This is a genomic window from Bacillus cereus group sp. MYBK101-2 (assembly GCF_051918845.1).
Lineage (GTDB): Bacteria > Bacillota > Bacilli > Bacillales > Bacillaceae_G > Bacillus_A > Bacillus_A paranthracis.
This window is the reverse complement of sequence record NZ_JBQAIE010000002.1, coordinates 165,206-187,315: the sequence shown is the minus strand read 5'-3', so window position 1 is coordinate 187,315 and position 22,110 is coordinate 165,206. Positions and strand designations below refer to the sequence as shown.

Sequence of the window (22,110 nt, the reverse complement as noted above, 5' to 3'; positions counted from 1 at the left end):
ATCTGTAGAATAAGCAAAGAACGTTATGAAGGCTGTTTATTTGCCCTCCCTAACATTCCATTGCTACAATAGATATACATTTCATGGAAAAAGGAGTTTAAAAGGATGAGCAAGCAACCGATGACACCATTTGAAGCAATTGGCGGTGAACAATGCATTGCAATATTAGTAGACACATTTTATTCCTATGTCAGTAAACACCCTGACCTATCTCCCATCTTCCCGGATGATTTAACAGAAACAGCTAGGAAGCAGAAGCAATTTTTAACACAATATTTAGGTGGTCCTAATTTGTATACGGAAGAACATGGTCATCCTATGTTAAGAGCACGCCATCTCCCGTTTGAGATTACTCCAAAACGAGCAGAGGCTTGGCTATCGTGCATGGAGCAAGCAATGGATGACACAGGAGTGAACGGTCATATAAGAGAGTTCGTTTTTGAACGTTTAGCATTAACTGCTCAGCATATGGTTAATACTCCAGACGAAACAGGTGAAATATAATGGATAAACAGGAAGCAAAGCATATCAATATGCCATCTCCTTCCGCATGTGAGCATAAGTCTGTAGAAGCATATTTATTTATTGATCCACTTTGTAAAGATTGCTGGGAAATTGAACCCTTTATTATTAAACTATGGCTTGAATATGGGAAATACTTCTCTATTCGTCATATCGTAACAGGAAAAGTGGACGGAACGAACGCTTCCTCACACAAATGGAATAAACCTGCTAATATTCGATTTGTGTGGGAAAAGACAACAAGTTTACAAGGTTTTTCATGTGATGGAAAGGTACATATGCAAGAAGCATCGTCAACACCATATTTAGTTTCGATGGCAATTAAAGCAGCGGAGTTGCAAGGCCGAAAAGCAGGTTCGAAGTTTTTGCGAAAACTCCAAGAATACATTTTCCTTGAAAATGTATCAAATCCTGACTGCGAATTATTACTTGCATGCGCAAAAGATAGCAATATTGATGTAGAAGAATTTAAAAAAGACCTATATTCCGCTAGCGCAAAAAAGGCTTTCCAATGTGACTTAAAATTCACAAATGAGATGCATATTACAGAAATACCTTCTCTCGTATTCTTTCATGCAAATTCAGATGAAGAAGGTATTAAAATCGCTGGAACGTATTCCTACGACGTCTACGTACAATTATTGAAAGAACTTGTAAAATGTGAAATCGAGCCAGAGCCATTACCACCTTTAGAAGTATTACTGGAAGCGACACAATTTATCTCTTCAAAAGAAGTAGCATTTATATATGACTGCTCGAAGCAAGAAATTGAACGTGAACTAAAAAAATTACAACTGAAACGAAAAGTACAAATGATTGACGTAAAATGTGAGCGTTATTGGAAATGGATAGCAAAAGAAAAAGACCTGGTGTAAACACCAGGTCTTTTTCTTTACGGCTTATAAAAATATTAAAGGGGATGGGAGAAATTTTCACGTTCAAACAAAGGGGTATATGTTTGTATGTGAATTCGTTCACGCTTATTATATTACAAGATTCGACGTCAGATGACAACCCCTTTTGTCGAATTTCACACTTTTGTCACATTCTAAACGTTTTCATTTTTGAATAAGCTATAAAAAAGCTATTTTGGAGGTGTTTTGTATGAAAAAAACGTATATTTTACTTATCATTCTAGCTGTCATCATTTCTTTTTTCTTGTACATCCTCTCTCTACTACAAGCTTTTCCTAAAATGATTGCCTTCCCTCTTTTATTTGGAGTCATTGTCATCGCTCTCTCTTATTTCAACCATAAAAAACGATTTAAAGGGTTTTAATAAACTGTAAAACTGTCTTCTAATTTAGAAAAAGAAGACCATTCGCTTAATTTTTTCGACAAACATCGACAAAATAACATCAAGAAAAAGACGAGGTAATTCCCTCGTCTTTTCTATTACTTCTCTTCAAATAATAATGCTTCTAATTCATTTAATTTCTCTTCAAATACTTGCAATGCTTCTTTTACTGGTTCTGGAGATGCCATATCTACTCCAGCTTTTTTCAGCACTTCAATTGGGTAATCTGAGCTTCCTGCTTTTAAGAACTCATTAATGTAACGTTCTACTGCTGGTTGCCCTTCTTCTAAAATTTGTTTAGATAGAGCCGTCGCTGCACTAAATCCTGTTGCGTATTGGTATACGTAATAGTTGTAGTAGAAGTGCGGAATACGAGACCACTCTAAACCAATTTCTTCATCGATTACTAAAGAATCACCGAAATATTTCTTATTTAAATCATAGTAGATCTCCGTTAACATGTCTGGCGTAACCGCATGTCCCTCTTGTACTTTCTTATGAATCATATGCTCAAACTCTGCGAACATCGTTTGACGGAATACAGTACCACGGAATCCTTCTAAATAATGATTTAATAAGTATAGACGCTCTTTCTTATCTTCTGTCGTTTTTAATAAATAATCGTTTAGAAGCGCTTCATTACAAGTTGATGCTACTTCTGCAACGAAGATTGAATAGTCACCGTATACGTGCGGCTGCGTTTTTCTTGTGTAGTAACTATGCACCGAATGACCAAACTCATGAGCAAGTGTAAATAAATTATTTACATTATCATGCCAGTTCATTAAAATATACGGATTTGTTCCATATGCACCAGATGAATATGCTCCGCTTCTTTTTCCTTTATTCTCATACACATCTACCCAGCGATTTTCATATGCTTCTTTTAAAATGTCAACATACTCATCCCCAAGTACATGTAAAGACTTTAATAACATGTCTTGCGCTTCTTCATACTTCACATTCATTTTCACTTCTGGTACAAGTGGTGTATATAAATCATACATATGAAGCTCATCAAGCCCTAGCGCACGCTTACGAATATCAATGTATCGATGTAGCAAGTGTAAATTGTCATTTACAGATTGAACAAGTTGATCATACACCGCTTCAGGAATATTATTATTACTTAATGCTGCTTGACGTGCAGAGTCATATTTACGAACACGTGCATTGAAATTATTACGCTTTACAGCTCCGCTTAACGTACTTGCAAATGTGTTCTTATATTTTCCGTACGTTTCATATACAGCTTTGAATGCATCTTCACGCACACGACGATCATCACTTTCTAAAAACTGAATGTAACGACCATGTGTAATTTCTACTTCTTCTCCATCCTCACCTTTAATAGATGGGAATTTCAAATCCGCATTATTCAACATACCAAATGTATTACTTGACGCACTCATTACTTCAGATGCTTCTGCTAATAGAGCCTCTTCCGCTTCAGATAATACGTGAGGGCGTTGACGCGTAATTTCTTCTAACGCATGCTCATATACACTTAAGTCTCTATTTTCTTTCAAGAATGTTTGCAGTGTATCTTCTGAAATCGATAAAATTTCAGGCACAATATATGCTGTGCTACTAGATACTTGTGAATATAAATTTGTCGCGCGGTCATTTAACGCTTGATACACAGAGTTTGTTGTATCTTGGTCGTAACGCATATGTGCATATGTATATAGCTTACCTAATCGCATTGAAATTTCATCTTCATATTGCAATGCTTCCAGTAAATTGTTCGCAGAGTCACCCAGTTTCCCTTTAAATTCAGTTAACTTCGGTAATAGCTCTTTAATGGCTTGGAATTCTTTTTCCCATTCTGCATCTGTTTGGAAAATATCTTCTAACCGCCACGTACTTGATTCTTCAATTTCTTTGCGATCTGGTAATGTTTTTGCTGTGTTTTGTTCAGACATCCTTTAAGCCCTCCTTTAAATATCTCTACTTACATACAATTCGATTTTTCTTATGTAATTCCTTCACGATCAGTCTTTATTATATCCCCTTTTCCTTCTCTCATGTTGTACTTTGCCTCAAATAAAGATAAGGCATACGCTAAGCAAATTGCATCATATTTTATAACTTCCTCTTCAGTTTTTAACATAGCTATCCCCCTTATTTTCCGGTACTTATAAGTCCCTACTTTACGTAATACGCCTGCACAACATAAAAATGTCATATACTCAGTAACTGCTACTTTCCATATATGTGTTGAAAAGTACGGGAGCATCCGCCTTTTCGTATACTTTTTCACATAGCTACACGCATACTCGAGGGAAATACACTCCCCTATCGCAAGCTCGCCTATACACTTCATATACAGAAAAGCTTGCCATATAAATGGATTTGTTTGAAAAGCAAATGAGGACGGGAGCGGCACACCAATTTCAGAAGGGAAATTTGCTGGGGTACATTTACATTGATACAAGAGGCGTAATAGTGACTTATGATTATAATTCCAAATAGGCAAAGCATTTTTTCGAAAATAGTCCTTTCGCTGCTTCCATTCTCGGTCTAATATTTCTTTTTTGAATGGAACGGGAGAAAAGAGCATTTCAAAAGTAGTCGTTTCAGTTGGTAAATATATAATATGTGAGAAAGAGACGCTTGTAGAAAACGAAGTGAGAAACGCGCATCTCATAAATGATTTTTGTTTCGAACAGAAGAAAATAAGAAGTGGCTGAGGATAAGATTGTAAGGAGAAAGCCATAAGAGAGGAGAATTTCATCCAATATGCAGAGTGCTTTTTCAATTGATTTCCACCAATGATCCAAATGACCTGTATACCAGCACGCCAATACGAATAGGTTCGTTTATACAGCTGTTCTATAGAAAGATTTGCGCATTGGTATTCAATCGCAATTTTCCTCCCTGCTCTCTCTATGAAAATATCTGGTCGTTGCTGAATTTCTGGCAAATAATGCTCTATATCTACATGAAAGTTTTGACGTTTGAACCATCTATATAACAATTCTTTACCGTGCCTATGATACTTAGATTCTGCTTCATAAAAGGCTAAACATGAATCTTCTTTCTTATGAGCAAAATGCCACTTTTTTTGTTTTCCTAATCTCATTAGTACTTTCTTCCCACAAGCTATGCAAAAGAAACTCTCCCTTTTCCGCATACGGTGTAAAAGCTCTTCATCATGATGATAGAGTAGATGAATTTTTTCTCCGTTTTCTCTTTTGGCGATAAACATCGGAATCACACCCTTTCAGCTCCTTATATTCTACAATTTATTACAAATTCCTTTTAAAAAAGAGATGTCCCAATTTCGGACATCTCTTTTTATAATAATGGCGATAATAACCGATACGTTGATTCAACAATTCGTCTATGAAGACGCCTTTTATGAAAACGATCGACATGAATTTCACTTGATTCTTCTAAATCGTCTTTAAAATCTTGAACAAGTTTTCGAATGCTATCTGTATCATATAAAAAGGCATTTACTTCAAAGTTCAAATGAAAACTTCTCATATCCATATTCGCTGTCCCAATTGAAGCTAAATCAGAATCGACAATGACAACTTTACTATGGAGAAAACCTTTTTCGTATTCATATATCTTTACCCCTGCATCTAAAAGCTCTGGGAAGTACGATCTCGATGCGTAAAAGACAGTTCGCTTATCAGGCTTACTCGGCATTAACAACCGAACATCAATACCAGCAAGTGCCGCTACTTTTAATGCGGATAAAATATCATCATCCGGAATGAAATACGGCGTTGCAATCCAAATGGATTTCCGCGCAGAAGCAATCATAGCAAAGTATAAATGTTTAATTGTTTCCCATTTATTATCCGGCCCACCTGCAACGAGCTGCACGCCGCCCCAATGCTCCCCCTCAACTGCTTTCGCTTGTAAATATTCAGGGGCTAGCACAGCCTCACCAGTCATATAAAACCAATCTTGAAGGAAAATAAGCTGCAAACTTTGCACAGCTTCCCCACGCAAATATAAATGCGTGTCTCGCCAAAAGCCGAAGTACTTATCCTTTCCTAAATATTCATCACCAATATTTAATCCACCTACAAATCCTTCATTCCCATCAATAATAACGATTTTTCGGTGATTTCGATAATTAATCTTATCGTTTAAAATCGGAAAACGTACAGGGAAGAACGGAATCATTTCGACACCTGCGTCGTTTAATTCTTCAATATATGATTTTGATAATTTAAAACTTCCAACCGCATCATATAAAAAACGAACGACTACGCCTTCTTTTGATTTTTGTATTAAAATATCTTTAATTTCTGTTCCAAGTTTATCATCACGCACAATGTAATATTCCATATGAATGTGATGTTTCGCTCGTTTTAATCCATCTAAAATAGCCTGAAACGTTTCATCTCCATTTGTTAATGTTCTCGTTTCAGTTTGAAATGAAATATTTAAAGCGCCTAAGCGATCCGCTAAACGAAATAACAGCTCTTGATGCTTATGATTGCGCAAAATCCGTTCTTCGTAATCTTCATGCCCCTTATATTGTAAAAACGCTTGTTCATCGAGCAACGCCTTCTTTTGGAACATTCTCTTCCTCCGAAAGTTCTGCCCGAATAATAAATAAGCGAAGAATCCAAATACCGGAAAAATCCCTAACACAATGAGCCATGTAAGTGTTTTTGACGGATGACGGTTCTCTAAGAAAATAACGCAACCAATTAAAAATGCAGATACCGTAAATAAAATACTAATAATACCTAAAATCGAAACATCTTTTATCCCAATTACATCCGAATAAAACGCTACATCAATAAACATACGTAATGACACAAATAATGCGAACAATAGTAAAACAAAGAAAATCAACTTTAACGTATTTTTCATCTCTTACCTCCTTACTAAGAAAGCTTTCCTATTCTTCATATAAAAAGCCGATTTCATACTACAGAAATCGGCCTACGTTTTAGCAGGAAAATTATTGCGAATTGTTTCAAGCGCATGCTCTTTCACAATTTGTTTCCCATACTCACTTACACGATGAATTGTTAAAGTTGATTCTTCCCCGTATTCTAAAACAATGCTTAAAATGCGATCAATTTCTTCTTCATCATGTAGCACTTCATCGAATTCCACATATACATAATAGCGGTCCTCAAATGAATACAGCTCATCTTTTATATCTTCAAAGATAAGACGATGACTTAATGAAATGACATCTTCAAAATCATTAAACTTAATTAAAAAGCCAAACGTACCATCTTCGTTAAAGTTTGTACCTGCTTGTTCCTCTACCTCTTCCACTAATTCTTGCTGGAATAATGATTCAATACCTTCATCTAGAGGAATGTCTATAATTTTATCTACACCTATTGGTAGTTCTAGCTTTTGTCCATCCTTTGAAAGTTCTGCTTTCGTTACAAGTACTTCAATCCCTTTATCGACTGCTTGCACTTGAATCCATAACGGCCCATCAATAAAGAAATCGTCATGATCACGAGCTTCGTCCATCATTTCCCAAAAGAGCTCTTCGCTTCTTTCGCGGTCATACCAAATTTCCTCACGATTAAAGCCTCTGTCCTCTATATCAATGTACGTAATAAAAAATTTCATCGTATGATCATTAATTCTTTCAATATCCAAAATACAACTCTCCCTTCCTGCTTAGAATTGTTATGAAGGGATTCCCCACTCATATGACAAATCAATAGATTCTTGTACTCTCATTTTATGATAAGATTCTCCAGAATGGAAATAAAATCGATTTATTTTACAAAAATAGTTATATACCTATCTTCATTCAATGGTATACACAAATATATCATTGTCGCGATGCCTCACTTATAAAAAATTTGGACATACATTTCCATCTTCCCCCGTACACTGTAATAAAGTGAAACTTTTATTAGAGAAGATGCTTTAGTCCTTTTCACCACATACATATAGTTCGCTTATTAAAACATCATAAATGGAGGCAGACGAATGGACTTAGAGTTTTTAACATCTGTACTAATGATTGTCGGTATCGATGTTGTATTAGGTGGTGACAACGCAATTGTCATCGCACTAGCTAGCCGAAATTTACCTGAATCGAAACGAAATAAAGCTATTTTGATTGGTACTCTTTTAGCAATCGTACTAAGAATTATCCTTACTATACTAGCTGTCTATTTGCTCGACATTCCATTTCTGCAGCTTATCGGGGGCATTTTACTTACATTCATTGCAGTAAATTTACTAACTGATAATAGCAACGATCTTTCTTCTATTCAAGGAAAAACAACTTTATTTCAAGCTGTGCGTACAATTGTATTCGCGGACCTTGTTATGGGATTTGACAACGTTATCGCCATTGCAGGGGCAGCTCACGGAAGATTTTTACTCGTAATAATCGGTTTACTCATTTCTATCCCGATTATTATTTGGGGCAGCAAACTCATTTTAATACTTATGGAACGCTTTCCATTCCTCATTTATTGCGGGGCAGCAATTCTCGCTTATACAGCAGGAAAAATGGTCACACATGAAGACAGACTTGCAACCTTTTTTCATAACAACCCAAGTTTCACTGCAGGCATTCCTTACTTATTTATTTTCACCATCTTATGCATCGGCTTTATCGTTCAACGAGTTCGATTACGAAATTTGAAACATTAAAAAAAACCTTCTACTATATAATAGGTAGAAGGTTTTCATATTATTATAATTAATTTACAAGACGCTGTGCTTCACGTAATTGGAACGTTCTTACTGTACGTGGTAAGAAACGGCGGATTTCGTCTTCATTGTAACCTACTTGAAGGCGTTTCTCGTCAATCATAATTGGACGACGTAAAATCCCTGGATAGTCACGAATCATCTTATATAAATCTTGAAGTGGTAAAGACTCTAAGTTTACATTTAATTCTTGAAAAACTTTCGAACGAGTAGAAATAATCTCATCCGTTCCGCTTTCTGTCATACGTAAAATCTCTTTAATTTCCTCAATCGTTAACGGATCTGAGAAAATATTACGTTCTGTATAAGGAATATGATTTTCCTCTAGCCATAATTTCGCCTTTCTACAAGACGTACAGCTTGGAGAACTATATAATGTTACCATACAAAGCTCACTCTCCTTAAAGAGTACAAATTCTGTACTAATTACAGTTTAAATTTCTAAATTCAGCAATTTTTCGCGATACCTTGTCTTAAAACAAAGTGCAAAAATTGCTTTTCATGTAAGCAACAACTTTTAGTAAACAACAATTACTTTTAATAAGTAACTTCTATAATCATTATACAATAGATTTTGCAAGAAATATACAGTAAATTTCCTTCTAATTGAGAAAACTCTTCCGTGCATTTCACTGCTATGTAACATAATCACACTTACTTCAGCTGTTCTTTAACAATAATCTTCAACCCTCTTAACACTTGATTTTCATAGATTTCTCATAATGATATACAGTTATTTTCTCATAATCTTTTCTATGAAAAAAACGTTTTCTTACCTTTTTCTGATAAATCAATTAAGAAATGTAAGACTATATAAGTGAGAACCCAAAAGAACATCTGTTCTTATTTTAACAAACATTCGCATCCATGTCTATAAGACTTCTAAAATAAACTGAACATTTTTCTGACATTTCTTTCTTTTTTATCTTTTATCTCATACAATAAACATACAGACAGGCAAAGGGGGAATTTGCGAATGATTGCTTTTTTTATTGATTTTGTCACTGTTGCTGCCCTCATCATCGGAATAACAGCATTGATTGGCGTCATTACAAATAGTATTGGTGAAAAACTCTTTGGCGGAAAAGAAAAGATGAAGTTTGTTAATAAAAGTTTGGATGTACAATCCGGCTGGAACGAGGTTGGTGGGAAAGGTATTTATAAGAAACGTACGTATTAAAAAAAGCAGGCAATTACCTGCTTTTTTCTTATTTCTCTACTGACGCCCATTTAAAGCTTAAATCGCCGCCATATTTATGGTTGTACATATTTTTAATGGAATCTCTTTGTAAGTATGCTCTACCACGTTGATATACCGGTACAATCGCAGCGTCATCAAGTAACATTTTCTCTGCTTCTAGTAAGCTTTTCCAACGAGCATTTACATCGCTTCCATCTTTTTTTGCTTTCATGATGATCTCATCATATTTCGGATTAGAATATTTCATTTTATTTTGTGATCCGTCAGTTACAAACATATCAAGATATGTAATTGGATCTGGGAAGTCTGCACTCCATCCAGAGAATGACATGACGAAATCGCCCGCATCTTCTAATTTTAGTTTTTGCGCGAATGGTTGTTGTTTAATTTTCACTGTTAAACCTGGTAAATTCTTTTCTAACTCACCTTTTAAATATTCCCCTGTTTTCTTCGATAATTCAACATCTTCGTTTAATAACTCTAATTCGATTTCATTTTTACCAAGCTCTTTTTTACCAGCTTCCCAATATTTCTTCGCTTCTTTCACGTTTGGTTTTACAATATCTCCATTTACAGCACGGAAGTCCTTTTTATCCGGTCCTTTAATGAAGTTATCAGGAATTAATCCTGTTGCTGGCTTAGAACCGTTATTTAATAATGTATCAACGAACGGTTTACGTTCAAAAGCAAGTGAAATTGCTTTACGAATATTTTTATTTGCTAACGCTGGATCTTTTTGATTTAAACGAAGGAAGAATACAGATGTATCTTCTACTGTTTGGAAATCTGGCTTTCCTTTATATTTATCGATGAACTCCGCTAATAACGTTGCTCGATCGACTGCGTTTGTTTCATATAAATTAATTGGTGTAGACGTATCTTTAACAATATTAAAGTTTACTTCCTCAATCTTCACTTCTTTATTATCCCAATATGACGGGCTCTTTGTCATTTTAAAGCTACGTTCATGTTGCCAATCACTTAATGTAAATGGTCCGTTATAAAGTGTTGTATTCGCTTCCAAACCAAACTTCGTACCTTGCTCTTTCACGAACTTTTCATTCACAGGATAGAAGATTGGATATACCATTAAATCTACAAGGTATGGAATGGAATTGTCTAATTCCACTTCTAATGTATAATCATCAATCGCCTTTACCCCTAATTGGTCCGGACTCATCTCTTTTTTATTAATTTTCTCTGCATTTTTTATATCATACATAATGTACGCTGATTTCGCAGCTGTATCTGGGTTAATCGCTCTTTGCCATGCGTATACGAAATCTTTCGCTGTCACTGGCTCACCATTTGACCATTTTGCGTCTTCACGTAATGTAAATGTATATTTTTTACCATCTTCTGACTTTTTGAATTCCTTCGCTACACCAGGAACTAGCTTATCATCTTTTCCTAAACTGTATAAGCCTTCCATCGTATTAGTCATTACTCTTGAAGAAACTGCATCAGCTGATAACGCTGGATCCATCGTTGGAATTTCTTGCGTTTCAATTAAGTTAATAACTTGCTTCGCACCGCTTTTCCCGCTATCCCCTTTTGCGTTCGCTTGCGGCTCATCTTTTTGGTAGCTACATGCCCCTAACATCATGCTCATTGCTACTGTTGATACTACAAAAACTGGCATCTTTTTTTTCATATTTCCACCCTCCACAAAATGTTAGCCCTTTCATTTTCAAACAAAAAGAAATATATATATGTTCTAATAATTCATATTATACACACAAATATATTTTTTGTATATTTATATTCCTATTTTATTAAAATTTTCTGTTAAAAATTAATCCTTTGTAAACGTTTCATATTACTGATTTCTCTTACTGAAGTGTCAGAAATAATTATTTTTATATTTTTCTAAATTATTAGATAAAAACAAATTTTATATTTCATAATACTTTACGCATAATTATCCTTCTGTTTTTATCATAAAATAGCTCTCCCTTCATAATAAAGATATGTAGGTTAAAATGAGTGCAAAGGTTAAGAAAGTATGTTACGATACACTTTGCTAAAAATAGATATCGGTAAAGAGGGGACGGACATGACAGCAATTCAGGCAAAAAACGGGCCGACAGAGAAATTGAGTTTATTCTTATTAACATGGCCTATTTTTCTAGAAGTTTTTCTATTTATGTTAATGGGGATCGCTGATACTTTCATGTTAAGTGCATTATCAGACGATGCTGTATCTGGGGTTGGTGCAGCAAATCAATACCTCCATATCGCTATTTTGGTACTAGAAGTCATCGGGAACGGCGCAGCTATCGTCGTATCTCAATACCTCGGTTCCAAACGTTTTATGGAAGCATCTAAAATATCAGCTTTAGCCGTCACATTAAATTTAGTGGTCGGACTCGTTATAAGTGCTGGTTTTCTTTTATTTTCAAAACATATGATGATGGCGATGAACTTACAAGGCGATGTACTTATGTATGCACAGAGCTATTTATCTATCGTCGGAGGAGCTATTTTCCTTCAAGCTATTATTAATTCATTAGCCGCAATTATCCGCGTACATGGCTTCACAAAGCAAGCGATGTTTATTTCACTTGGAATGAATATTATTCATATCGCTGGAAACTACGTACTCATTTTCGGGAAATTTGGTTTCCCAGAACTCGGTGTACAAGGGGCTGCCATTTCTTCTGCTGCCAGCAGGCTAATCGCACTTATCGTTTTTTTCTGGTTACTGTACCGCGTTATGGAGTACCGTGTGAAATTACAATACTACTTCACCTTATCAAAAGAATACATCGGAAAAATTTTAAAGATTGGGATTCCATCTGCATTTGAGCAGGTTATGTATCAAGCTTGCCAAATTGTCTTCTTATACTATGCAACATATTTAGGAACGGAATCGTTAGCGGCTAGACAATACGCTACTAACATCTCTATGTTCACTTATTTATTCGCTATTGCAATCGGTATGGGAACTGCAATTATTATCGGACGCCTCGTTGGCGGTGGTGAAAAAGATGAAGCATATGAACGTGTATGGAAAAGTGTAAAGTGGGCGATTGGTGTCACTTTATGCATGGTTGCTCTCGTTATTACATTCCGCACACAATTAATGGGACTATTTACAGATAATCCGCACATTATTGCGTTAGGTGCAAGCGTTCTTTTACTAAGTGTACTACTTGAAACAGGGCGTACGATGAACATCGTCATCATCAATTCACTTCGCGCAGCTGGTGATGCAAAGTACCCAGTTTTAATCGGCGCATTCTCTATGGTGTTAATGAGTTTACCACTCGGTTATTTTTTCGCCTTCCATTTAGATATGGGGCTCGTTGGTATTTGGCTAGCAATTGCTATTGATGAATGGACACGTGCCATTATTATGTTCTTCCGCTGGAAAAGTAGAGCGTGGGAGCGTTATGCGCTTGTTAAACCTGAAGAACAAGAGGAGATTGTTTCTGTTCAGGTGCAATAATACTCGTTTAATTAAGGTGTAGTCATTAGTATAGGCAACTTATATCTGCGATTCTTTAAATATATCGACTTACCGAGAAATATTGACAACTCTTTTATATAGTAAAAAATCCATTCTTCCGTGATAGAAGAATGGATTTTTTATTATTGATAAATCTCTTTATATTTCTTATACTCCGCTTCAGAACATAGTACGAAATGTCCTGGGCGAATTTCACGCATTGTCGGTTCTTCACTACCATAATTGTGCTGAGATGGATCGTATACGATACGTTTACGATTGCGCTCATAATCTGGATCTGGAAGTGGAATTGCTGATAATAGTGATTTTGTATATGGATGAATTGGATTTGCATATAACTCATCACTTGTTGTTAATTCAACGATTTGACCACGATACATTACGCCAATGCGGTCACTAATGTATTTTACCATTGATAAATCATGGGCAATGAATAAGTATGTTAATCCTTTTTCTTTTTGTAACTTTTTCAGTAAGTTTACAACTTGTGCCTGAATTGATACGTCAAGTGCTGAGATTGGCTCATCGGCAATGATAAATTCAGGTTCTACAGCAAGTGCACGAGCGATACCGATACGTTGACGTTGTCCACCTGAGAATTCATGCGGGAAACGGTTTGCGTGCTCTTTATTTAAACCAACTGTGTTTAATAATTCATGCACACGGTCCATACGCTCTTTTTTGTTTTTCGCTAATCCGTGAATATCAATACCTTCTGCAATAATATCCCCTACTGTCATACGAGGGTTTAATGATGCATATGGATCTTGGAAAATCATTTGCATTTTACGGTTGAATTTCTTCAGTTCTGCGCGTGATTTTTTACCATGTACATTTTCACCATCAAACAATACTTCACCAGCAGTTGCATCATATAAACGAATGATCGTTCTTCCAGTTGTTGATTTACCACAACCCGATTCTCCTACAAGACCAAATGTTTCTCCGCGGTAAATATCAAATGAAATATCATTAACCGCTTTGACAACACCACCACTCACGTCGAAGTGCTGCTTTACATTTTTTACTTCAATTAATTTCTCACGTTGTTTAGTCATGTTGTTCACCTGCTTTCATTTGAAGAATACGTTTTTCAACGACTGCCGGCGGTTTTACTTCTGGAGCTTGCTCATGAAGTAACCAAGTTGCCGCATAGTGTGTATCACTTACTTTAAATAAAGGTGGGTCCATTTCAAAATCAATTTTCAGTGCCTGTGGGTTACGTGGTGCAAAAGCATCTCCCTTTGGCGGCTTCAATAAATCTGGAGGCGTTCCAGGGATTGCATATAACTCTTCTTCTGAACCATCTAAACTTGGCATAGATGCGATTAAGCCCCAAGTATATGGATGTTTTGGATTGTAGAAAATTTCATCTACAGTTCCAATTTCAACAACTTTACCAGCGTACATAACTGCTACGCGGTCCGCAACGTTCGCCACTACACCTAAGTCATGCGTAATGAAAATGATTGCTGCTTCTGTTTTTTGTTGAATGTCCTTCATAAGCTCTAAAATTTGCGCCTGAATTGTAACGTCTAGCGCTGTTGTCGGCTCATCGGCAATCAATAATTTTGGGTTACAAGCTAATGCCATCGCAATAACTACACGCTGTCTCATACCACCAGAGAATTGGTGCGGATATTGTTTTAAACGAGCTTCTGGATTTGGAATACCTACAAGGTCGATTAATTCCAACGCAACTTTACGTGCGTCTGCTTTACTCATTCCTTGGTGTTTAATAAGACCTTCCATAATTTGATTTCCAATTGTCATCGTTGGGTTTAATGATGTCATTGGATCTTGGAAAATCATCGCGATATCTTTACCACGTACTTGCTGCATTTCTTTTTCTGTTAATTTCGTTAAGTCACGACCTTCAAATACGATTTCACCATTTTTAATGCGTCCAGGAGGATTCGGAATTAATCCCATTAACGCTTTAGAAGTAACTGATTTCCCAGAACCAGATTCTCCCACAATCGCTAATGTTTCCCCTTTTTTCAAATCAAAAGTAACGCCGCGTACAGCTTGTACTTCACCTGCATGTGTATCAAAGGAGACTTGTAAATCTTTTACCTCTAACAATGTTTTCATCTTTGCCTCTCCCCTCTTTTACTTACGCATTTTTGGATCTAACGCATCGCGTAATCCGTCTGCCATTAAGTTAAACGCTAAAATTAATATACTGATGACAACCGCAGGAATGAACATCATATGCGGATACGTTTGAATTGATTTATAACCGTCATTTACAAGAGAACCAAGTGATGCGAATGGTGGCTGAATACCTAAACCGATGAAGCTTAAGAACGCCTCACCAAACACCGCTGTTGGAATTGTAAACATTGTCATTACGATAATTGGTCCCATTACATTCGGGATTAAGTGTTTTACAATTAATTGTGTATTTGTTGCACCTAATGTACGAGATGCTAATACGTATTCTTGGTTTTTTAATTTTAAGATTTGTCCACGAACGATACGCGACATCCCTATCCAACCTGTAATTGCCATTGCAAGTGTAATTGACCATATACCAGATCCCATAATGATTACCATTAAAATAACGATGATTAAGTATGGAATACCGTTAATAATCTCCATAATACGTTGCATAATGTTATCTACTCTACCGCCATAGAATGCTGAAATACCTCCATATGCAACCCCAATTACTAAGTCAATTGCTGCTGCTAAAAGAGCGATATATAATGATACTCGTGTACCTTCCCATGTTCTTGTCCATAAATCGCGTCCAAGATCATCTGTACCAAACCAGAAATACTCTTTAATATCACGTTTTTCATATTGGTCAACACCATATTGATCTGTACCGTCAAATGGTAACCAATGAACATTTTCAATAACTGGAATTTTCGGTGGCAATTTTGCACGTCCTAAATCTTGCTCTTTATACGAGTGCTTACTTACCATCGGTCCGAAGATTGCTAGTAAGATAATAAGCGTTAATAAAACTAAACCAAACATTGCTCCTTTATGTTGGAACAAACGTCTTCTTACATCTTGCCAAAACGTTAAGCTTGGACGGGCAATGACTTCATTATCCACATTATTTTGATTAGCTTGTTGAAATAAGTCTGGAGATAATTTTTGTACATCTTTCATCATTTTTTCCCTCCCGCTAAACGAATACGAGGATCAATAATTCCGTATAAAATATCAACAATGAAAATAACTAAGATGAAGATCGCACTATAGAAAATTGTAGTTCCCATAATAACTGTATAGTCATTCACTGTAATAGATTTAACGAACTGTTCCCCTAGTCCTGGTACAGCATAAATTTGCTCAATAACTAATGTACCTGTAATTAACCCTGCAACCATTGGTCCTAAAATTGTTACAACTGGAATTAACGCGTTACGAAGGGCGTGTTTAATAATGATAACGCCTTGGCTAATTCCTTTCGCTTTCGCTGTTAAAATGTAGTCAGCTTGCATAACTTCAATTAACTCTGCACGAGCGAAACGTGCGATTGTTGCGATAACTGCCATCGATAAAGCAATTGTAGGCATTACTGTAAACTCTGGTCCTTTCCAGAACGCTACTGGGAACCATCCAAGTTTTACCCCTACGAAATATTGTAGTAATGCGGCAAATACGAACGATGGTACCGACATCCCGAGTACGGAAATAATTGTTGCTCCATAATCGACCCACGTATTGTTACGAAGTGCCGCAACGATTCCTAAAATTAAACCAATAAATGTTCCTAATATAATCGCTTGTAAACCAAGTTGTGCTGATGGTCCAATGCGATCCACAATCATGTCTGTTACTGGACGGTTATCATATTGGAATGATACCCCTAAATCCCCTTTTGCTAAGTTACCTAAGTAACGTGCGTATTGAACTGGTACTGGATCATTTAAGCCATATTTTTCAAGAATGATTTCTTTTTGTGCCGGTGATAACTTCTCCTGGTTTTTAAGCGGAGAACCCGGAAGTAATTTCATTAAAAAGAAAGTCAGTGTAGTAATTAAAAATAATGTCAAAGCCATGTACACGAAACGTTTTAATACATAACGTCCCATAGTCAAGCACCTCCCCGTTTTTCTCAAAAGCAATAAGATAGTTTTAAATATTCTTACTTTTATTTTTTTAAAATAAGAGTACATGCCCATCATAGGCATATACCCTTATTCATGATGGAAACCATTTTTATTTTTTGAGTTCAACCCACTTATAGCTAAATTCCCCGCCATATTTATGTTCTAATAGGCCAGTAATAGATTGGCGTTGTAAATATGCTTTTCCAGGTTGATATACTGGAGCAATTGCTGCATCTTCAAGTAGTTGTTTTTCTGCTTGTAATAATGCATCCCAACGAGCTTGTACATCAACTTCTGTTTTTGCTTTTTTAATTAAATCATCATACGCTGGGTTTGCGTAATGTACTTTGTTTTGCGCATTACCTGTCGTATACATTTCAAGGAATGACATTGGATCCATATAATCTGGACTCCATCCCGCATATGACATTGCATAATCTCCACTTGCTTCAAGTTTTAATTTTTGTGCAAATGGCTGCATTTTTGTTGGAACTGTTAAACCTGGTAAGTTCTTTTCAAATTGGCCTTTTAAATACTCTCCGATTTTTTTAGCATCATCAGTATCAAAGTTTAATAGCTCTAACTCTACTTTGTCTACACCAAGTTCTTTTTTACCAGCTTCCCAGTATTTTTGTGCTTCTTTCATATCCTCTTTTATAAGCTTTCCGTTTTCTTCACGGAAGTCTTTTCCATTCGGACCTTTTGCTAAGCCTTTCGGAACAAAACCATATATACCCTCTGAACCATCGTTTAAGATTACTTTTCCGATGTTTTCACGTTCAAAGGACATTGCAATTGCTTTTCGGATATTTTTATTTGCTAAAAATTTATTCTTTTCATTTAAGCGAATAAATTGTGTAGATGGTCTCTTAATCGTTTTAAAGTCAGCATCTGATTTGTATTTATCTACAAATTCTGATGTTAAGACTACACGATCAATTGCTTTCGTTTCATATAAATTTATAGCAGTTGAACGATCCTTAACAATATTGAAGTTTATTTCCTCAAGTTTTACTTCTTTATTTTCCCAATACGTTGGATTCTTCTTAAGCTTGAAACTTTGTTCATGCTTCCATTCATTTAATACGAATGGACCGTTATAAAGTGTCGTATTGGATTCTAATCCAAACTTTGCTCCTTGTTCTGTTACAAACTTCTCATTCAAAGGATACAATGTTGGATAGACTGTTAAACTTACAAAATAAGGAACAGGGTTATCTAATTCCACTTCAAGTGTATGATCATCAATTGCCTTTACACCAAGTTCTTCAACTGGTAACTCTTTTTTGTTAACTTTCTCCGCATTTTTAACATCAAATAGTATGTAAGCAAACTTGGCACCCGTGTTTGAATCTACAGCCCTTCGCCAAGAATAAACGAAGTCCTTCGCTGTTACAGGTTCACCATTAGACCATTTCGCATCTTCACGTAACTTAAACACATATTTTTTGCCATCCTCTGATTTCTCATAAGATTTAGCTACACCCGGAACAAGTTTATCATCTTTCCCCAGACGATATAACCCTTCCATTGTGTTATTCATGATGTTAGAAGATGTTGCATCTGTTGATAACGTCGTATCCATAGTTGGGATTTCAGCTGTCTCAGTTAGATTTAACACTTGCTTGTTTGAGGATTTTTCTTTCGCGCCTGCTTTATTATCCTCTTTTTGGTAACTACAAGCTCCTAACATACTGACAGTCAACGTCGATGCAAGTAATAACGGTATCTTTTTCTTCATGTTGTGTTGCCTCCCCTAATTGCACTTCCTGTACCCTCACTTGTAAAAAAGTAGAATTGAAAGAATAATCTCCAAGTTTCTACAATTTTCATTATACATATAATATAACAATTGTGAATATAGTTTTTTGTTTTTTTGTTAAAATTTTTAATAAAATGTTTATTTTTTTATTTTTTTGTAAAGGGATACGTTAACATTGCTACCATCATCTTGCAATCAGACCTTTAATTGCGTATAATTTTCAAAAAATTAGTTCTAGTACATATTATAGCTTTTATAGTATAATAATTCTAGTAATATTTTGACGGAGGGGAACATTTTGAATAAAGTTTTTTTTCATACTTGTATACTAATTTTCATAGCGATAATCGCTTCTAGTATTGGTGCATTCCTCGTTTCATCGCATTTTTTGTTGAATTTTGTCAACATCTCTTTTTATATTGCACTATTTTTTATTCTTATAGGCGGTTTTTTATTCATATTTCAAAATGGATTTTTTAACGTAACAATTTACGCATTCCAAAGAGTATTTGGTACGAACAAAAAAATTGACTCTTTAATTGAAGAAGTAGAGGAACCTGTCGATAAGAAAGAACGTATTTATAAAACATATTCATTCAAATGGACGTATCCAATTTGCATTACCGGTATCATTCTTGGATTATTCTCGACCTTCATTAGCTTTACTATTTTGATGTAGTTTGCAAACACTATCCCATATGATATAATAATCAGCAAAACATTTTGTTATAAAACTTTAGTTCTTTCATATTTAAAAGAACTCAGGTAACAATAAATAAATTTATATGTATGCGATGATAAAGAAGAGTACATATTGAGGCAATTTCAGAGAGCTTGTGGCTGGTGTGAACAAGTAATTGTACAGTATGGAATGGGCTTTTGAGCTCCAAACCGAACCGAAAGTAGTAGGCTTTGGCGTTATATCCAAACGTTATTATGGATTAGAGAGATTTCACAGCAGTGAAATAATTAGGGTGGTACCGCGGTCCATTCGTCCCTATAGTTTTTTGGGATGAATGGGCTTTTTTGTTTGCCTTCTCTTCCCCCATTACGCATTCAAATTTAGGAGGAATTACTTATGTCAGTTATCTTTTCTGGTATTCAGCCAAGTGGAACGATTACACTTGGAAACTATTTAGGAGCTATGAAGCAATTTACAGAGCTTCAGAACGAACACGACTGTTATTTCTGTATTGTAAACCAACATGCAATTACAGTACCTCAAGATCCTGTCGGGCTTCGTAAAAACATCCGCAGTCTTGCTGCACTTTATGTAGCATGCGGCATCGATCCTGAAAAAGCTACTTTATTTGTACAATCAGAAGTACCAGCACACGCTCAACTAGGATGGATTATGCAATCCGTTGCTTACGTTGGAGAATTAGAGCGTATGACGCAATATAAAGATAAAGCATCAGGTAGAGATTCAGTTCCAGCTGGATTACTAACGTATCCACCATTAATGGCTGCTGACATTTTACTTTACAACACGGAAATCGTACCGGTTGGTGATGATCAAAAACAACATATGGAATTAACACGCGACCTAGCAGAGCGTTTCAACAAACGCTTCCGTGAAGTATTCACAATTCCTGAAATTCGCATTCCAAAAGTAGGGGCTCGCGTTATGTCACTAACAGAACCTACGAAAAAAATGAGTAAATCTGATCCGAACCCAAAATCAATGATCAGCATGCTTGATGAACCAAAAACAATTGAAAAGAAAATTAAGAGTGCTGTAACTGACTCTGACGGTATCGTGAAATTCGATAAAGAAAACAAACCTGGCATCTCTAACTTATTAACAATCTACTCTTCATTCTCTGGAAAAACAGTTGAAGAAATCGAAGCAATGTATGAAGGAAAAGGATATGGCGACTTCAAAGGCGACCTAGCACAAGTAGTCGTAGAGGCAATTCGTCCAATCCAAGACAAATATAACGAACTAATCAACTCACCAGAACTAGACGAAATTCTAGACAAAGGTGCCGAAAAAGCAAACCGCGTTGCATTCAAACAACTACGCAAAGTAGAAAACGCAATGGGACTAAGCAGAAAACGTAGGTAATTTATAAAGCGGAGGCGGCTCGTTCAGCTCTGACTGGCTAAGGTTCTTTCGCATAAAAGGCGCTTTTTGCCTTCTTATGCGGAAGGTTCTTAGACACGAAGAGCTTGCCGCCGGAGCTAAGTTACCACAAATAAAAAAACCGCCAATTGGCGGTTTTTTTAATTTACCTTTTGCTCGTTTTCCATTTCCCATAACTTTTCAAAAAATGGCTGTCCTTTTACGAGACGCTCGCATAATTGTTCGTGCTTCTCAGACCAACCTGTTTTCGCTTCATCGTACAGCTTAGCCCAAATATCTTCAAATTCCATATGTTGAACCATTCCGTATGCTGATGGATCCCACTCTGTGAACCAATAGCGAATTTCTGCTGTGTTTTTCGTTGTATGTAATTGATCTAACGCCATGAATAGTAATTGTTTAAGCTGCCTTTCTTTACGAGTTAAGCCATTCATAATGAAAGGTGATGGTGATAAAATATGATGTTCTTTTTCCATTTCTTCTACTTGGAACTCATACTTTTCTGCTTGTACGTTTTCTACCATCTCATATACCATCTGCTCTTGGCGCGGTATAAGTCTGCTCTTTCGAATTGGCACGTTGTAACCAATTGTATCAATCGCAATAATTCCTTTTCCATCTGTAACTACAAAGCAATACTCTTGCTGCAAACGTTCATGATTTTTACGAATATAAGCCTTATGATGTACGTCTTCCAACATTTTTTGCGGAAGCTCTAACAATTCGTTCTCGATGTAATGATATAATGTGGAATCTACTTTTAATAATGGCACTTGATCTAATAGCTCAATCGTATCATCTTTCCGCCATTCGTAAAAATGACAAACGTTATACCCATTCTCTTCACCTTCAAACCAATTTACCCATACATCATGTAGATATAACATTCACTACCCCTCACTTCACTACTGTTTGTATCCATCATTATGTTCAATTTTTCTTAACTTTATTCCACCTAAGGAAATATATTCTAATTATTATTTTTTCTTCTATTAATACTAAAAAAACAGGAAAGAGAGCTCC

20 protein-coding genes and 1 other annotated feature are annotated in these 22,110 nt (G+C 35.9%); of the genes, 8 read left to right on the top strand and 12 right to left on the bottom strand.

Annotated elements, in window-relative coordinates; translation table 11 throughout:
- Nucleotides 1-105 precede the first annotated feature (105 nt).
- From ACTFSI_RS06205 to ACTFSI_RS06195, 3 genes are all read left to right on the top strand, one after another.
- Entirely contained in the window at nucleotides 106-504 is a 399-nt protein-coding gene (locus ACTFSI_RS06205) for a globin domain-containing protein (protein ID WP_044792726.1), read from the top strand.
- Nucleotides 504-1,397 carry a ClpXP adapter SpxH family protein gene (locus tag ACTFSI_RS06200; RefSeq protein WP_000360652.1) on the top strand — a complete coding sequence of 298 codons (894 nt, stop codon included), beginning with the start codon at nucleotides 504-506 and terminating at the stop codon, nucleotides 1,395-1,397. Before ACTFSI_RS06205 ends, ACTFSI_RS06200 begins: the two co-directional genes overlap by 1 nt.
- Nucleotides 1,398-1,626: 229 nt before the next feature.
- Nucleotides 1,627-1,800, top strand: a complete 174-nt coding sequence (locus ACTFSI_RS06195) for a hypothetical protein (RefSeq protein WP_041184086.1) — start codon at nucleotides 1,627-1,629, stop codon at nucleotides 1,798-1,800.
- Between the two features lie 116 nt (nucleotides 1,801-1,916).
- On the opposite strand, the gene pepF is transcribed toward ACTFSI_RS06195, so the two are convergent.
- The 4 genes from pepF to mecA form a co-directional block, all read right to left on the bottom strand.
- The gene (gene pepF / locus ACTFSI_RS06190; protein ID WP_000003388.1) at nucleotides 1,917-3,743 is read right to left on the bottom strand and encodes an oligoendopeptidase F; all 1,827 of its coding nucleotides are present in this window, start codon (nucleotides 3,741-3,743) and stop codon (nucleotides 1,917-1,919) included.
- A 50-nt stretch (nucleotides 3,744-3,793) separates the two neighbouring features.
- Nucleotides 3,794-5,038 carry a competence protein CoiA gene (locus ACTFSI_RS06185; protein WP_277616386.1) on the bottom strand — a complete coding sequence of 415 codons (1,245 nt, stop codon included), beginning with the start codon at nucleotides 5,036-5,038 and terminating at the stop codon, nucleotides 3,794-3,796.
- 80 nt (nucleotides 5,039-5,118) lie between these two features.
- On the bottom strand, nucleotides 5,119-6,663 hold the full coding sequence (locus tag ACTFSI_RS06180; protein WP_000799204.1) for a cardiolipin synthase: 1,545 nt from the start codon (nucleotides 6,661-6,663) through the stop codon (nucleotides 5,119-5,121).
- 72 nt (nucleotides 6,664-6,735) lie between these two features.
- Nucleotides 6,736-7,419: an adaptor protein MecA gene (gene mecA / locus ACTFSI_RS06175; protein ID WP_000350710.1), complete on the bottom strand. Its 684-nt coding sequence runs from the start codon at nucleotides 7,417-7,419 to the stop codon at nucleotides 6,736-6,738.
- Nucleotides 7,420-7,758: 339 nt separating this feature from the next.
- Between mecA and ACTFSI_RS06170 the strand changes: the two genes are divergently transcribed.
- A complete protein-coding gene (locus tag ACTFSI_RS06170) occupies nucleotides 7,759-8,433 on the top strand; it encodes a TerC family protein (RefSeq protein WP_000362601.1) in 675 nt (224 codons plus the stop codon).
- A 49-nt stretch (nucleotides 8,434-8,482) separates the two neighbouring features.
- Here the strand turns inward: ACTFSI_RS06170 and spx are convergent, their stop codons facing one another.
- Nucleotides 8,483-8,878 (bottom strand): transcriptional regulator Spx, encoded by a 396-nt coding sequence (gene spx, locus ACTFSI_RS06165; RefSeq protein WP_000258267.1) that lies wholly within the window; start codon nucleotides 8,876-8,878, stop codon nucleotides 8,483-8,485.
- Nucleotides 8,879-9,469: 591 nt separating this feature from the next.
- On the opposite strand from spx, the gene ACTFSI_RS06160 reads away from it, so the two are divergent.
- A complete protein-coding gene (locus tag ACTFSI_RS06160) occupies nucleotides 9,470-9,673 on the top strand; it encodes a hypothetical protein (RefSeq protein ID WP_000559976.1) in 204 nt (67 codons plus the stop codon).
- Between the two features lie 28 nt (nucleotides 9,674-9,701).
- On the opposite strand, the gene ACTFSI_RS06155 is transcribed toward ACTFSI_RS06160, so the two are convergent.
- On the bottom strand, nucleotides 9,702-11,348 hold the full coding sequence (locus tag ACTFSI_RS06155) for a peptide ABC transporter substrate-binding protein (RefSeq protein WP_044792722.1): 1,647 nt from the start codon (nucleotides 11,346-11,348) through the stop codon (nucleotides 9,702-9,704).
- 351 nt (nucleotides 11,349-11,699) lie between these two features.
- On the opposite strand from ACTFSI_RS06155, the gene ACTFSI_RS06150 reads away from it, so the two are divergent.
- Entirely contained in the window at nucleotides 11,700-13,145 is a 1,446-nt protein-coding gene (locus ACTFSI_RS06150) for an MATE family efflux transporter (RefSeq protein WP_275894441.1), read from the top strand.
- 143 nt (nucleotides 13,146-13,288) lie between these two features.
- Here ACTFSI_RS06150 and ACTFSI_RS06145 read toward each other — a convergent pair whose 3' ends face one another.
- The 5 genes from ACTFSI_RS06145 to ACTFSI_RS06125 all read right to left on the bottom strand — a co-directional run bounded on the left by ACTFSI_RS06145 (nucleotide 13,289) and on the right by ACTFSI_RS06125 (nucleotide 18,980).
- Nucleotides 13,289-14,224 carry an ABC transporter ATP-binding protein gene (locus tag ACTFSI_RS06145; protein ID WP_000166346.1) on the bottom strand — a complete coding sequence of 312 codons (936 nt, stop codon included), beginning with the start codon at nucleotides 14,222-14,224 and terminating at the stop codon, nucleotides 13,289-13,291.
- Nucleotides 14,217-15,260: an ABC transporter ATP-binding protein gene (locus ACTFSI_RS06140; RefSeq protein WP_000854346.1), complete on the bottom strand. Its 1,044-nt coding sequence runs from the start codon at nucleotides 15,258-15,260 to the stop codon at nucleotides 14,217-14,219. Before ACTFSI_RS06140 ends, ACTFSI_RS06145 begins: the two co-directional genes overlap by 8 nt.
- A gap of 18 nt (nucleotides 15,261-15,278) precedes the next feature.
- A complete protein-coding gene (gene opp3C, locus ACTFSI_RS06135; protein WP_000974101.1) occupies nucleotides 15,279-16,295 on the bottom strand; it encodes an oligopeptide ABC transporter permease in 1,017 nt (338 codons plus the stop codon).
- Nucleotides 16,292-17,221 (bottom strand): oligopeptide ABC transporter permease, encoded by a 930-nt coding sequence (opp3b, locus tag ACTFSI_RS06130; protein WP_000534165.1) that lies wholly within the window; start codon nucleotides 17,219-17,221, stop codon nucleotides 16,292-16,294. Before opp3b ends, opp3C begins: the two co-directional genes overlap by 4 nt.
- Nucleotides 17,222-17,348: 127 nt before the next feature.
- Nucleotides 17,349-18,980: a peptide ABC transporter substrate-binding protein gene (locus tag ACTFSI_RS06125; RefSeq protein WP_044792719.1), complete on the bottom strand. Its 1,632-nt coding sequence runs from the start codon at nucleotides 18,978-18,980 to the stop codon at nucleotides 17,349-17,351.
- A gap of 319 nt (nucleotides 18,981-19,299) precedes the next feature.
- Here ACTFSI_RS06125 and ACTFSI_RS06120 point away from each other — a divergent pair, with 319 nt between their 5' ends.
- Together ACTFSI_RS06120 and trpS are read left to right on the top strand one after the other, a co-directional pair.
- Nucleotides 19,300-19,680, top strand: a complete 381-nt coding sequence (locus ACTFSI_RS06120) for a DUF3899 domain-containing protein (protein WP_001044987.1) — start codon at nucleotides 19,300-19,302, stop codon at nucleotides 19,678-19,680.
- A 106-nt stretch (nucleotides 19,681-19,786) separates the two neighbouring features.
- Nucleotides 19,787-20,003 (top strand) — a binding site (T-box leader).
- A gap of 76 nt (nucleotides 20,004-20,079) precedes the next feature.
- Entirely contained in the window at nucleotides 20,080-21,069 is a 990-nt protein-coding gene (gene trpS, locus ACTFSI_RS06115) for a tryptophan--tRNA ligase (RefSeq protein WP_000110984.1), read from the top strand.
- A gap of 158 nt (nucleotides 21,070-21,227) precedes the next feature.
- Here trpS and ACTFSI_RS06110 read toward each other — a convergent pair whose 3' ends face one another.
- Nucleotides 21,228-21,974, bottom strand: coding sequence for a YjbA family protein (locus ACTFSI_RS06110; protein WP_000966137.1), 747 nt, complete (start codon nucleotides 21,972-21,974; stop codon nucleotides 21,228-21,230).
- Nucleotides 21,975-22,110: the final 136 nt, after the last annotated feature.

Coding starts and splice junctions, on each gene's coding strand:
- ACTFSI_RS06205 (WP_044792726.1), top strand. CDS start 106: ATGAGCAAGCAACCGATGACACCATTTGAAGCAATTGGCGGTGAACAA.
- ACTFSI_RS06200 (WP_000360652.1), top strand. CDS start 504: ATGGATAAACAGGAAGCAAAGCATATCAATATGCCATCTCCTTCCGCA.
- ACTFSI_RS06195 (WP_041184086.1), top strand. CDS start 1,627: ATGAAAAAAACGTATATTTTACTTATCATTCTAGCTGTCATCATTTCT.
- pepF (WP_000003388.1), bottom strand. CDS start 3,743: ATGTCTGAACAAAACACAGCAAAAACATTACCAGATCGCAAAGAAATT.
- ACTFSI_RS06180 (WP_000799204.1), bottom strand. CDS start 6,663: ATGAAAAATACGTTAAAGTTGATTTTCTTTGTTTTACTATTGTTCGCA.
- ACTFSI_RS06170 (WP_000362601.1), top strand. CDS start 7,759: ATGGACTTAGAGTTTTTAACATCTGTACTAATGATTGTCGGTATCGAT.
- spx (WP_000258267.1), bottom strand. CDS start 8,878: ATGGTAACATTATATAGTTCTCCAAGCTGTACGTCTTGTAGAAAGGCG.
- ACTFSI_RS06160 (WP_000559976.1), top strand. CDS start 9,470: ATGATTGCTTTTTTTATTGATTTTGTCACTGTTGCTGCCCTCATCATC.
- ACTFSI_RS06155 (WP_044792722.1), bottom strand. CDS start 11,348: ATGAAAAAAAAGATGCCAGTTTTTGTAGTATCAACAGTAGCAATGAGC.
- ACTFSI_RS06150 (WP_275894441.1), top strand. CDS start 11,700: ATGTTACGATACACTTTGCTAAAAATAGATATCGGTAAAGAGGGGACG.
- ACTFSI_RS06145 (WP_000166346.1), bottom strand. CDS start 14,224: ATGACTAAACAACGTGAGAAATTAATTGAAGTAAAAAATGTAAAGCAG.
- ACTFSI_RS06140 (WP_000854346.1), bottom strand. CDS start 15,260: ATGAAAACATTGTTAGAGGTAAAAGATTTACAAGTCTCCTTTGATACA.
- opp3C (WP_000974101.1), bottom strand. CDS start 16,295: ATGATGAAAGATGTACAAAAATTATCTCCAGACTTATTTCAACAAGCT.
- opp3b (WP_000534165.1), bottom strand. CDS start 17,221: ATGGGACGTTATGTATTAAAACGTTTCGTGTACATGGCTTTGACATTA.
- ACTFSI_RS06125 (WP_044792719.1), bottom strand. CDS start 18,980: ATGAAGAAAAAGATACCGTTATTACTTGCATCGACGTTGACTGTCAGT.
- trpS (WP_000110984.1), top strand. CDS start 20,080: ATGTCAGTTATCTTTTCTGGTATTCAGCCAAGTGGAACGATTACACTT.
- ACTFSI_RS06110 (WP_000966137.1), bottom strand. CDS start 21,974: ATGTTATATCTACATGATGTATGGGTAAATTGGTTTGAAGGTGAAGAG.